At 36.4% G+C, this 12,476-nt stretch carries 14 protein-coding genes; 6 read left to right on the top strand and 8 right to left on the bottom strand.

From position 1 onward, the window contains the following. Positions 1 to 73 precede the first annotated feature (73 nt). The 5 genes from HHL23_RS15870 to HHL23_RS15850 all read right to left on the bottom strand — a co-directional run bounded on the left by HHL23_RS15870 (position 74) and on the right by HHL23_RS15850 (position 3,375). On the bottom strand, positions 74 to 511 hold the full coding sequence (locus tag HHL23_RS15870) for an endonuclease domain-containing protein (protein WP_169235769.1): 438 nt from the start codon (positions 509 to 511) through the stop codon (positions 74 to 76). Between the two features lie 156 nt (positions 512 to 667). Next, entirely contained in the window at positions 668 to 958 is a 291-nt protein-coding gene (locus HHL23_RS15865; protein ID WP_169235768.1) for a hypothetical protein, read from the bottom strand. A 45-nt stretch (positions 959 to 1,003) separates the two neighbouring features. After that, entirely contained in the window at positions 1,004 to 1,987 is a 984-nt protein-coding gene (locus tag HHL23_RS15860; RefSeq protein ID WP_169235767.1) for a 2-hydroxyacid dehydrogenase, read from the bottom strand. Positions 1,988 to 2,153: 166 nt separating this feature from the next. Beyond that, complete coding sequence (locus HHL23_RS22780; RefSeq protein WP_262889250.1) at positions 2,154 to 2,288, bottom strand: hypothetical protein; 135 nt, start codon at positions 2,286 to 2,288, stop codon at positions 2,154 to 2,156. Between the two features lie 436 nt (positions 2,289 to 2,724). Then, positions 2,725 to 3,375, bottom strand: coding sequence for a protein-L-isoaspartate(D-aspartate) O-methyltransferase (locus HHL23_RS15850; protein ID WP_169235833.1), 651 nt, complete (start codon positions 3,373 to 3,375; stop codon positions 2,725 to 2,727). Between the two features lie 139 nt (positions 3,376 to 3,514). Between HHL23_RS15850 and HHL23_RS15845 the strand changes: the two genes are divergently transcribed. The 5 genes from HHL23_RS15845 to HHL23_RS15825 all read left to right on the top strand — a co-directional run bounded on the left by HHL23_RS15845 (position 3,515) and on the right by HHL23_RS15825 (position 7,093). After that, positions 3,515 to 4,477: a Gfo/Idh/MocA family protein gene (locus HHL23_RS15845; protein ID WP_169235766.1), complete on the top strand. Its 963-nt coding sequence runs from the start codon at positions 3,515 to 3,517 to the stop codon at positions 4,475 to 4,477. A 61-nt stretch (positions 4,478 to 4,538) separates the two neighbouring features. Then, positions 4,539 to 5,417 (top strand): CGA/CIA family class A beta-lactamase, encoded by an 879-nt coding sequence (bla-A, locus tag HHL23_RS15840; RefSeq protein WP_169235765.1) that lies wholly within the window; start codon positions 4,539 to 4,541, stop codon positions 5,415 to 5,417. A gap of 70 nt (positions 5,418 to 5,487) precedes the next feature. Further along, entirely contained in the window at positions 5,488 to 5,910 is a 423-nt protein-coding gene (locus HHL23_RS15835) for a hypothetical protein (protein WP_169235764.1), read from the top strand. Then, complete coding sequence (locus HHL23_RS15830) at positions 5,910 to 6,800, top strand: 3-hydroxybutyryl-CoA dehydrogenase (protein ID WP_185194884.1); 891 nt, start codon at positions 5,910 to 5,912, stop codon at positions 6,798 to 6,800. Before HHL23_RS15835 ends, HHL23_RS15830 begins: the two co-directional genes overlap by 1 nt. A 53-nt stretch (positions 6,801 to 6,853) precedes the next feature. Next, positions 6,854 to 7,093: a hypothetical protein gene (locus HHL23_RS15825; protein ID WP_007845674.1), complete on the top strand. Its 240-nt coding sequence runs from the start codon at positions 6,854 to 6,856 to the stop codon at positions 7,091 to 7,093. 50 nt (positions 7,094 to 7,143) lie between these two features. Here HHL23_RS15825 and HHL23_RS15820 read toward each other — a convergent pair whose 3' ends face one another. The 3 genes from HHL23_RS15820 to dnaN all read right to left on the bottom strand — a co-directional run bounded on the left by HHL23_RS15820 (position 7,144) and on the right by dnaN (position 11,697). Next, positions 7,144 to 7,554 (bottom strand): META domain-containing protein, encoded by a 411-nt coding sequence (locus HHL23_RS15820; RefSeq protein ID WP_169235762.1) that lies wholly within the window; start codon positions 7,552 to 7,554, stop codon positions 7,144 to 7,146. Positions 7,555 to 7,859: 305 nt separating this feature from the next. Further along, positions 7,860 to 10,262: a phenylalanine--tRNA ligase subunit beta gene (gene pheT / locus HHL23_RS15815; protein ID WP_169235761.1), complete on the bottom strand. Its 2,403-nt coding sequence runs from the start codon at positions 10,260 to 10,262 to the stop codon at positions 7,860 to 7,862. A 304-nt stretch (positions 10,263 to 10,566) separates the two neighbouring features. Further along, entirely contained in the window at positions 10,567 to 11,697 is a 1,131-nt protein-coding gene (gene dnaN / locus HHL23_RS15810; protein WP_169235760.1) for a DNA polymerase III subunit beta, read from the bottom strand. 202 nt (positions 11,698 to 11,899) lie between these two features. Between dnaN and HHL23_RS15805 the strand changes: the two genes are divergently transcribed. Further along, complete coding sequence (locus tag HHL23_RS15805) at positions 11,900 to 12,256, top strand: diacylglycerol kinase family protein (protein ID WP_169235759.1); 357 nt, start codon at positions 11,900 to 11,902, stop codon at positions 12,254 to 12,256. Positions 12,257 to 12,476 lie beyond the last annotated feature (220 nt).

Raw genomic sequence — 12,476 nt, 5'->3', positions numbered from 1 at the left:
AAACTACAAATATCAACTATAACAAAAACACCGACTGAATATTCCCCTCCTCCGGAGGGGTGGATTGCAAAATTTATAGAATTTTGGAAGACGGGGTGGTCCCAAAATGCTGAATAATAAAATACTCCAGATCCTTCATCACTACATAAATATTATTCCTTACATCAAAATCAGTAGTCCTGAAAACCAAAAGCCCCAAAGACTCAAGATATTCCTGTCTGATTCCATCGTAAACTTGTTTTTCATCATGGCTGGAACCATCAATTTCAACAATTAGTCCTAAAGTTTTTACATAGAAATCAACAATATAATTTCCGATGATTCGTTGTCTGTCAAAATCAATGTGGTGAAATGTTCCCGCCCTCACCTTTTTCCAGAAAATAACCTCACTTAAAATACGTGCTTTCCGTTTTTCTTTTAGCAATACTGTTAAATAGGGATTAAAGGGTAGATTTTCTACAAAATTCCTTTGGATGGGAATACCTTGAATATGGGTAAGGATTTCTTTCATTGTTTATGTTTTTTTTAACCACCCCGTCTTCTCCTTTTAGTCGAATCCACCCCTCCAAAAGAGGGGAATGATATTCGTCAGAGAATAAGTGGTTTTCAAAAATAAAAAAAACCTCACTGATCTCAGTAAGGTTAGTCTGTTGTACAGATCCAGAATTTAGGTTAAAACGTCATCATTTTCTTCTTCGTGGTCGTCTGCGTTATCGCTACGGCTCCAGTAGTTGTTTTCTTCATCCTCGGATCCTATTTTTTCCATATCGTCGTCATCTTCAGTTCCTGGGATATCTAGGCCTTTATCTATTTTATCATCGTCCTCTTCATTTAGGATGGGATTTCCGTCACCGTCCAGCGGAATATGTTTTTCTTTATTAAATATATCTTCACTGGGATTATAATCCATTTCTTCCAGTTTTCTGTTCTGTTCGTTGGTATTGTTTTCTGGTATCATGATATTAAATGTTTAAGGTTTATCAACAAAAATAATTCCAAGCTACTAAGAACTCACCGAATATACCTCAGGATTTGCACAATAAGGTATTTTCTCCCCTTTGGAGAAAGCAATGATATTTTCAGCAGCAATTTTCGCCATTCCTGTTCTGGCCTCGATGGTCGCAGAACCGATGTGTGGCAATACACATACATTGGAAAGTTCTAAAAGCGGATTTTCCTTAGACATCGGCTCAGGATTGGTAACATCTAACCCAGCTCCACAGATCTGCTTTGAAACCAAGGCTTCATAGAGGTCTTTTTCATTTTGGAAACCCCCTCTTGCGGTATTGATAAAGATGGTATTATCCTTCATTTTTTCAAACACGGGACCATTGAAAAGGTCTTTCTGTTCAGGGTTAAAATTGGCATGAACACTTAGTACATCTGACTGTGCAATCAGGTCTTCGAAAGAAACATAAGTCGCGTTCAATTCTTTGTCTGCGTCTTCATTTTGGTGGCGGTTATGATAAATGATATTCATATCAAAAGCCTTTTGGGACTTTTTAGCCATTTCAAAACCAATTCTTCCCAACCCCAATATTCCCAGGGTTTTTCCGTACAATTCCTGTCCTAAAGCATGCAACGGGTCAAAGTCTCCCCAATTCCCGTCTTTTACCTTCTGAAAATTATAACTCGCTCTTCTCGCCACCGACTGCATCAATAGAAAAGCTACATCAGAAGTGGCTTTACTGAGAACGTCAGGTGTATTTCCTACCGGAATCTGTCTACGGTTCGCTTCCTGAATATCTACATGGTCGAAACCTACGGAATATAAAGCGATCGTTTTTATATTAGGGCATTGAGCAAAAAAATCTTTGTCGTATTTAAATTCTCCGCCCACGCTTAAAATGGCATCGTGATTCTGACAATAGATCAGCCATTCTTCGTGAGACAGATTTTCGTGTTCCGGGATAAAAACTTCCAGTCCCGCCTCTTTCAGCATATTGATTCCTGTTTGCGGAATCCTTCTATTTACAAATACTTTCATTTTTTATTTTGATTTAATTTTCGTGTTTACAATTTTTAATATCTCATTTTTGTATCGCAAGATTCGTTAAGATATTTCAAGGACAAATGACAGATAGTCGTGAAATTTTCAAATAAAAAACCTCACTGCGTTAAAAAGTGAGGTTCTTTAACTATCGAATTAAAAATTATTGATGTTTATCTTTATTTTTGTCCCAGGCCTCTGAAGCCATCTCCTGAATCTCTTCCCAAGCATCCTTTGCCGATTTCTGTGCATGAGCGATAAATCCCTGCTTGGTTGCTTCCTGATTCTTAGCTTTCATATCATTCATATAATCCTTCACCTGCTGGGTATAGCTTTCTGCATGATATCCCGGATTATTATGCAGATTTTTCTGAATATTACTAAAATCATGTGATGATTTAAATCTATTCGTATCTATAATAATAAAATTTAAGTGATTAGGTTTTAAATTGAATCCAATTACTATTCCGAACCGGTCTTAACGTTTATTAAAACTTTAATTTTTAACCACAAAAGTCATAAAAGTTTTTTTGAACTTTTAGTTATTTTTAATTTGAATATATTAGGTATAGAAGAGAAGTACACTTAAGTTTCTATGAAAATATTTGATTTTCAGCTGATATACTCTTCTTATTTTCAGGATGGTAAACTTTTAAAACTAAACTGCTCTAAAGTATTTAATTTATTTAAATACTTTAGAGCAGTTTTGTGGTAGAAAAAATCTCCGTTACTATTTAATGGTTCGTGTCTCCCAACATCGGAACAAATTTATAAGCCCCGAATTCTTCTTTTTCAAATTGTGTAGGAGCCGTTTTTGTGAACCGGTATAAAATCTGCTCATCGGTAGGTCCTAATGGAATGACCATTTTTCCTCCGACATTCAGTTGTTTCAATAATTCTGTAGGTAAAACGGAAGCCCCACAGGTGACAATGATCTTATCGAAAGGCGCAAAGGTCGGAAGTCCTGCAAAACCATCCCCGAAACTCTGAAATTTTGGATTCAAATGTAATTCACGGAATTTCTTCTTCGAAAAATCAAACAGGTCTTTCTGTCTTTCCACGGTATATACCAAAGCCTTCATAGTCAGCAGAACAGCAGTCTGATAGCCGCATCCGGTTCCGATTTCAAGGACCTTCTCGCCAGGTTTTATCTGAAGCAGCTCCGATTGTTCCGCCACCGTTGAGGGATGGGAAATAGTCTGGTGCGACAAGATCGGAAATGCCCGGTCTTCGTAGGCAAAGTCCTCAAAAATACTTTCGATAAAAAGGTGCCTCGGAACTTCACTCATTGCCGAAAGTACATTCTCATCTGAGATCCCGATCTTATGTCTTAAATATTCAACCAGGATTTTTCTTTTTCCTTTATGTACAAACGAATCATGCATCATTAGTAAGATAGTAGTTATTAGGTTACAGATAGTAGTTTCTACAAAAGTAAAAAAACTATCAATACTTATCAACCTAAATGCAACAACGTATTTCCTAATACCTAAAATTCTTATCTTTACCAAAATTAAAAAATCTATGTTAAAAGCAGGTTTGGTAGGTGCCGGACATCTGGGAAAGATTCATTTAAGACTTCTTAACCAATCAGATAAGTACGAGCTGGTAGGTTTCCACGATAAAGATATTGAAAACGGAAAAAAAATAGAAGCTGAATTCGGGTATAAATATTTTGAAAATTTTGAAGATTTATTAAATCAAATTGATATGTTGGATATCGTAACACCAACTCTTTATCATTATGATTATGCTTTAAAGGCTATTGATAAGGGTCTTCATTTTTTTATTGAAAAGCCGGTTACCCAAACGCTTGAACAGGCTGAGGAAATTCTTCAAAAATGTCGTGAAAATGGCATCAAAGCACAGGTTGGACATGTTGAAAGATATAATCCTGCGTTCATTGGAGCAAAAGATTATATTCAGAATCCGATGTTCATCGAAATTCACCGTTTGGCAGAATTTAATCCCCGTGGAACGGATGTTTCTGTGGTTTTGGATTTAATGATTCATGATCTGGATATTTTATTGAGTGTGGTAAAATCTAAGGTCAAAGATATCCATGCAAGCGGTGTTTGCGTGGTAAGCAAAAGTCCCGATATTGCCAATGCAAGAATTGAATTTGAAAATGGATGCGTTGCCAATCTTACGACATCCCGAATTTCTATGAAGGCTATGAGAAAAAGCAGGTTTTTCCAGAAAGACGCTTATATTTCTGTAGATTTTCTTGAGAAAAAAGCAGAAGTGATCCGAATGAAAGACGCTCCTGAAAACCCTACTCCATTCGACATGATCATTGAAAATGCTGAAGGCGAAAAAAACCAGATTTTATTTGAATACCCAAATATCCAGCCTAATAATGCAATCCTTGATGAATTGAATTCTTTTGCGGATGCCATTATGGAAAATAAAAATGTAGAAGTTTCCCTGGAAGACGGAACTGAAGCTTTAAAGGTTGCTCTGGAAATTGTAAAACTGATTTCTTAATTATTTTAAACCTCAGCTTTCTTTTTTAAGTGTAAAAGAGATCTGTTTTAATGACTGTATTATGAAAAAAATAGGATTTTTCTTTCTTCTGGTTTCATCATTGACATTCGCTCAGAAATCAGTATTAGAACAAAAAATAAACGCTATTACTGAAGGTAAAAAAGCTACAGTTGGCGTTTCTGTTCTAGGTTTTGACAATAAGTTTACCTACAGCAAAAATGGCGATAAGCCATTGCCTACGTTAAGTGTATTCAAGTTTCATATTGCCTGTGCGGTTTTAGATCTTGTAGATAAAGGAAAGCTGTCATTAGACCAGAAACTTTTCTTTAAAAAAGCGGATATGCTTGAAAATACATGGTCGCCGATCCGCCAGAAGTATCCTGATGCCAATGTTTCACTGTCTCTGGGTGAAGTGTTGGATTATACCGTTGCATTAAGTGACAATAATGGCTGTGATCTGCTACTGAGACTGATCGGAGGGACACAGACTGTTCAGAAGTTTATGGATTCTAAAGGTGTAAAAGGCTTCCAGATCAAGCGTAATGAAGATGACATGCACAAAAACTGGAAAACGCAATACGACAATTACAGCACCCCAAATTCTGCAGTTCAGGTTCTGAAAAAATTCTATGACGGGAAATTACTTTCCAAAAAGTCTACAGATTATCTGATGCAGATTATGATCGGAACCAAAACCGGCACTAATAAAATTATTGAACAGCTTCCTAAAAATACGCCCGTAGCCCATAAAACCGGTTCTTCAGGAAAGTATGATAACGGTCTTACTGTTGCTGAAAATGATATGGGAATCATCACTCTTCCGAATGGAAAACATTACGCCATTGCCGTATTTGTAAGCAATTCCACAGAATCGGATGCCGTAAACTGCAAAGTGGTTTCTGACATTTCAAAGGCAGTCTGGGATGATTTTAATAAGTAAAATATTAAGCTTATTTTTAAAGCAGAGGAATTGGTAAAATCTTAATTCTCACAATCAAAAAAGCATTGATATGAAAAAGATATTATTAACAATAGGTCTGTTCTGCTCCGCATTCTTTTTTTCACAAAAGAGCATGAGCTATGTACAGATAAGCTATGGCAGCATCTGCTGTGGAACACCGTCTACAAAGCCCGTAACAGATTATCTGAAAAAGTTTGAGAAAAGTAATCAGCTCAAAGCTTTTGAAATTTTAAGGCAGGGAGGACTTGGAAGAGAAGGCGAATTTAATTTATACATCGGAATAGACGGACTGGGTAAAAAGCAGAAGACTACTTTCAAAAAAGGTCTTCAATCAGCTATCGCTTTACAAAACAAAAAAAGGAAGCAGGACAGCGATGGTACTGTAAGTTTTGATTCCGCAGTAACCCTCTATAAATCTGACCTTACCAACATAAAGAATTTAACTATCTATAAAAATAAAAGAATAAAATGATCAAAAACATTGTAGTTATTGGAGCAGGAACCATGGGGAACGGTATTGCGCATACTTTTGCACAAAGCGGATTCAAAGTAAATCTGGTAGATGTATCTCAAGACGCCCTGGACCGAGGCCTGAAAACGATTACAACTAACCTTGACAGAATCATTGCAAAGGGAAACCTTACCGAAGAGCAAAAAGCTGAAACATTAGGAAATATCAGCACTTTTACAGAACTTAAAGATGCTGCAGGATCTGCAGACCTTATTGTAGAAGCAGCAACTGAAAATCAGGATCTGAAGCTTAAAATCTTCGGTCAGATGGACGAATTAGCGCCTGCAGGCTGTATTCTGGCAACCAATACTTCTTCTATCTCCATCACAAAGATCGCAGCGGCTACCAAAAGAGCGGATAAAGTGATCGGAATGCATTTTATGAATCCGGTTCCTATTATGAAACTGGTAGAGATCATCAAAGGATATTCTACTTCTAAAGAGACTTTTGATGCGATTTATGAAATGAGTAAGACTTTAGGTAAAGTTCCTGTGGAAGTGAATGACTATCCGGGTTTTGTAGCCAACAGAATTCTTATGCCGATGATCAATGAATCTATTGAAACCCTTTACAACGGTGTAGCTGGTGTAGAAGAAATCGATACAGTAATGAAACTAGGAATGGCACACCCAATGGGTCCGCTTCAACTGGCAGATTTCATCGGTCTTGATATCTGTCTTGCCATTCTCAATGTAATGTATGACGGTTTCAAAAATCCTAAATATGCTCCCAACCCACTTCTTGTGAACATGGTAATGGCAGGGAAACTGGGTGTAAAGTCAGGGGAAGGTTTTTATGATTATTCAGAAAGTAAAAAAGCTGAAAAAGTTTCAAAAATGTTTTTGAAATAATTTTAAGTCAATAATTTTATTTATCTTTGATCAAAGTTAAAATATTTAAAAAAATGAAATTACCAAAGTTTTTATTAGCAGACAATTCGGAATTTCCTGAAGATTTATTCGTAGTTCACACAGAATATCCAAGATTCATCTTAAACGTTGAAGAAGAAGAAGTTGAGTGGTTGGATGATTTAGAAGGTGATGATGAAGAAACTATGGCAGACGAAGCTACAAAAGTGGTAGAGGCTGCGTTTAAATGGTGTGATGAAGAGTTGGCTAAGTACGACGAAGAAGAGGAAGAATAATAACTACCTAAACATAAAAAAAGGAACTCAAATTGAGTTCCTTTTTTATTTTATTCCGTTTTGTTGAATTTTAACAGCAGAAGATTGTCTTTGTACAATTCTAAGGTAGTTCCGGAAATCACATATTTATTAGCTTTCCCTACCATATCCATAAAGTTCTGCTCAACGCTCATATTGTTGCACATCATTTTGGTAGATCCCATCTGTCCCGCAGCGAAATCACCTGTGGAAGGATCTATTTTAGCGGTTCCGAAATAGTTGTTGCATCCCCCATTTCCATTGATCTTTTCCCCTTCAATATTAAGGGTTGGAATCTTGCCTTTCACATTGTCTGCCAATGTCCATTTTGTATTAGCCAGTGAAGGCTGTGCTTTTCCTACCTTAGATGCAGAAGCACTGGACATGGTACCGCACGATGCCAGAATGGCAGCCGCACCTATACTTAAAAAAAGATTTTTCATTTTTTTCTTTTTGAATTACTCAAATTTAAGGAAATTATATTATTTAAACGGCGCGCGAAGGATTTTATTACTTTTTAAGAATTCTATTTTCTGATTATTTTTAAACACAAATTCATTTTATTTCATAAATCATATTCTTTATTTTTTGGTTAAAACCAAATTTCATTTCAAATAATGATAAAATGGGCTAAAGCCCGTCCTATTGAATATTTTAAACATAATCATTTGTGAAATTTACACAATCAGCAAGAGTAAAACAAAAAAACGGGCTTTATAGCCCGTTTCAATAGTATATTATTCCTTAATTAAGATCTTAACTCTGCGTTGTATTCTTTTTGGAATGCTTTGATCAGAGAATCCATTACTTCAGAAATTTCTTTCTCTTCCAAGGTCTTTTCTTCATTCAGAAGTTCAAAACTCATTGCATAAGATTTCTTTCCTTCCGGAAGGTTTTTCCCTTCATAGACATCAAATAAGTTGATCCCTTTAATGAAAGGAGATTTGTTCTTTTTCGCGGTCTGATACAGATCCTGATAGTTTATATTTTTATCAATCAATAAAGCAAGGTCTCTTCTGATCTTGTTGAATTTAGGAATATCTTTGAACTTAAGTTCGTTTTTAGAACGTAATTCCTGTGCCAATTCAAGTTCGATCTCTGCGTAGAAACATTCCTGATCGATATCAAAGTCTTTCAGTAATACAGGAGATACTTTCCCAATTCTCACTAAAGTTTTCCCGTCTGCTTCGTAAGCTAATGAATCGGAGAATCTTTCGTCTGTTGAAGCCACTTCTTTATAATCAACAGCAAGTTTTTCTAATAAAACCTTCACATAGGCTTTAAGATTATAGAAACTTACCGCAGATTTAGGCTGTAGCCAGTTTTCTGCAACATCTCTTCCTGTTACCAGGATCGCCAATTGCTTTCTTTCCTCGTATTGATCTTTTTTGTGGTAGATTTTTCCGAATTCGAAGAACTTGATATCCTGGTTCTTTCTGTTGATATTGTACACTGCATTTTGAAGAAGCCCTTCCAGTAAAGATTTCCTCATGAATGCAAGATCTCCACTCAAAGGATTCAGCAATTTTACGGCATCGGTTTCATCTTTTACAGAAGTCAGTGAGTTGTTCATCACTTCATTGAATCCAATACTCTGTAACGTTCTTGCCCAGTTGTTTTCCAGCTCATCCTGATCGTTGGCGCTCAGTTTAACAGGTGTAAAAGAAATTTTTTGCGGCGCATCGATCTTGTTGTATCCGTAGATCCTTAAGATTTCTTCGATAACGTCAATTTCTCTCGTTACATCAGCTCTATAAGCAGGCACTGAAATTTCAAGCCCGTTCTGGATCTCGTTTAAAACCTGGATTTCAAGAGCTTTTAAAATCTCTTTTACTTTCTCTCTGTGAATTTTAGTTCCTAAGATCTGTTCGATCTTTGAGAATCTGATGATCACATAATTGTCTTCTATTTTCTTTGGATATTCTTCTAACAGGTCTCCCACTAATTTTCCACCTGCAATCTCCTGGATCAGTTTAATTGCATGAGTGATGGCTGTTCTGGTAATATTGGGATCCACTCCCCTTTCAAATCTGAAAGAAGCGTCTGTGTTTAAATTATGAAATTTAGCTCCCTTTCTTACCGCTACAGGATTGAAATAAGCACTTTCCAGGAATATGGTTTTTGTTTCATCAGAAACTCCTGACTGCGCACCCCCGAAAACACCGGCAATACACATAGGATTATCTTTTCCGTCTTTGATTATGACTTCAGAACCGTTCAAAGTTCTTTCAACACCATCTAAAGTTGTGAATTTTGTTCCTTTTTTTACAGTTCCTACTTTCACTTTACTGTCAGCAATCTTATCTGCATCAAATGCATGAAGAGGTTGTCCGTAACCGTGAAGAATATAATTCGTAATATCTACAATATTGTTGATTGGGTTTAAACCTATCGCCTTTAATCTGTCTTTTAACCACGATGGAGATTCGGCTACTTTCACCTCCTCAATCACCGCTCCGATATATCTTGGACACAGTTCAGCGCTTTCAACTTCTAAAGTGAAATTGTGTGTACCTTCATTATTCAAAGCTTCAGAAGACACTTTCTCAAATGTTGATTTCTGTTGGTTCGTTGAAAGGAATGCATGAAGATCTCTTGCGACACCATAATGAGACATCGCGTCTGTTCTGTTCGGTGTTAAACCGATTTCTAACACTTCATCGTTGGCCAGTTCAAAATAATCAGCAAAATTCTTTCCTACTTCATATTTCGTTTCGTCTAAAACCATGATTCCTCCGTGGTCTTCACTAAGGCCAAGTTCATCTTCTGCACAGATCATCCCCTGGGAAACCTCGCTTCTGATCTTCGCTTCTTTGATTTCAAAAAAGTTTCCGGTTTTGTCATAGATTTTAGTCCCGACAACTGCTACAGGAACTGTTTGCCCTGCTTCAACGTTGGGCGCTCCGCAAACAATATTCAATATTTTTCCGTTTCCTACGTCAACTGTTGTTTTCTTTAACTTGTCTGCATTCGGATGTTTTTCGCAGGTCAATACTTTTCCTACTACGATCCCTTCCAGGCTGCCTCTTACACTTTCAAATTTTTCTATCCCTTCAACTTCAAGACCTATATCAGTAAGGAATTCTCCGATTCTTTCCGTTTTCAGTTCCGTTTTGATAAAGTCTTTCAGCCAGTTGTTTGATATTTTCATTTGCTATATTTTGAAAAATTTATTGAATTTCCGTACCCTATTTCCTGTACGGTTTTTCCCGTACAAATGTCGTGTTTTTTTAAGAAACAGCGAAATTTAGGAAGGAATTTAAAACAAATAGTTTTATTATTTCCATCCCGCTAGGTGAGTATATTTTTAATAAAAAAGGAGACATATACAGTATTATCTTTATAATATGTCATATTTTTATTAAAATAATGATCTTTAAAAATCTTATTAGTTTATTTAAAAATAAAAAAGAGGTCTTGAATATCAAAACCTCTTTTATTTATTTGTCAAAATATTACAATCCGATCACCGGCATTGATAACATCAGGATGTTTTCATTATCTTCAAGACCGTCAAGAGGTTCAATGATCCCCGGTCTGTTGGGTTGTGACATTTTCATTGTGATATCGTCAGAACCTAGAATGCTTAGCATTTCCGTTAAAAATTTAGAGCTGAAACCGATATTGATATCTTCTCCGTTGTAATCGCATGGAATCTGCATATCTGCTTTGTTTGCATATTCTGTATCTTCTGCATGAAGGTGAAGAATATTGGCAGACAATTTAAATCTTACCTGGTTGGTAGACTTGTTAGACATGATTGATGCTCTCTTGATCGCTCCTAAAAGAAGGTTTCTGTTGATCGTCAGTACATTTGGATTTTCCTTTGGAATCACAGCGGTATAGTTAGGATATTTCCCATCTATCAGTCTGCAGATCCAGATATGTTTTCCAAAAGTAAATTTAGCCATGTTCTCGTTGAAGTCGATCTTAACGTCTTCATTGGAACTTGCCAGTATGTTTTTGAAAATGTTCAAAGGTTTCTTAGGCATGATGAATTCCATGGGCTCGGCATTCATCAGGTCTGTTCTTTTATACACAACCAGTCTGTGGGAATCTGTAGAAACAAAATTCGTTTCATTTTCTCCAAACTGGAAAAGCACTCCTGTCATTACGGGACGAAGAGAGTCGTTGCTAGTTGCAAAAAGAGTGTTGGTCAATGCTTCCGATAAAACTCCGGCAGGCATTGATACGCTTTGTGAAGCATCAAATTCCGGAAGTTCAGGATAGTCGTCAGCATTATCCAGTGCTACTGCGAAATTATCTTTTTCATCTAAAATCTCCAGCTGGCTTCCGGTTCCTTCCGCATTATCCTTCACAACGAACGTCAAAGGCTGTTCACCATAAGTCTTGATAAAATCTTGAAAAATTTTAGCAGGAACGGCAAATTTACCCGAATCATCAGACTTTACCTCCAAAGAAGTAACAAGAGTAGTCTCGCCATCGGAAGCTGTAATGGTAACGTTATTCCCGTCTAGTTCAAAAAGATAGTTTTCTAAAATCGGTCTCGATTGAGAGCTTGATATTACGCCACTTACAGTTTGCAATGCTTTCTGCAGTTCACCACTTGAAATAATAAATTTCATAGATTTAAAAATAAGTTTCTACAAATATAATAAATAGAAACTATAATGAAAAAAATAATCTTAAGGAGTTTTGAACAAATATCATTAAGCTGTTTTCAGACTTGACATTATGTTCTCTTTTCAGTGATGGTTAATTTTCACACCAAAGATCTGAAATCCTATTAGCATCAAAATACAAATCCTATATTTGTGAAAAAGAATCATGAAAAAACCACTTATCCATAAAAGTTTTCTACATGCTTTCCGGGGTATTTTCCTGATGGCAAGAGCAGAAAGAAATTTCCAAATCGAACTTGCCGCTTTTTTCATAAACCTTTTCCTCATTTTCTATTTTAAGCTTTCAGCAGTAGATACCGCATTGGTTCTTATGGCCTCTGCAGCCGTTTTAAGTGCCGAAATTTTCAACACAGCAATAGAAATGACATGTGACATCATCCAACCCGATTTCGACAAGAGAATCGGCTTTATTAAAGATATTTCTGCTGGAGCTGTTCTGATAATGGCGGCAGGGTCTGTTGTTGTGGGAATTATTGTTTACTGGAAATATGTGTTTCAATAAAAAAGCACTTCTAAAAAGAAATGCTTGCCGTTTTTTAAGAGCAGTGAAAGTCCCATGATTCGGAGGTCATACACCCTTAAATTTGGGACAATACCAGGGCAAACGCATCATAAATTAATTAATTTTTCAAGATACCTGTTATCCCATCCTGCTTTTAGGCGCTTTCCTCTAACACCGACTTTGAGCGTTTTCTCATTTTTCAAAAGATTGAGAGCTATTT

This window comes from Chryseobacterium antibioticum (assembly GCF_012927325.1).
GTDB lineage: Bacteria > Bacteroidota > Bacteroidia > Flavobacteriales > Weeksellaceae > Chryseobacterium > Chryseobacterium antibioticum.
The sequence above is the reverse complement of the archived record's forward strand: the minus strand, read 5'-3'. Positions and strand labels throughout refer to the sequence as shown.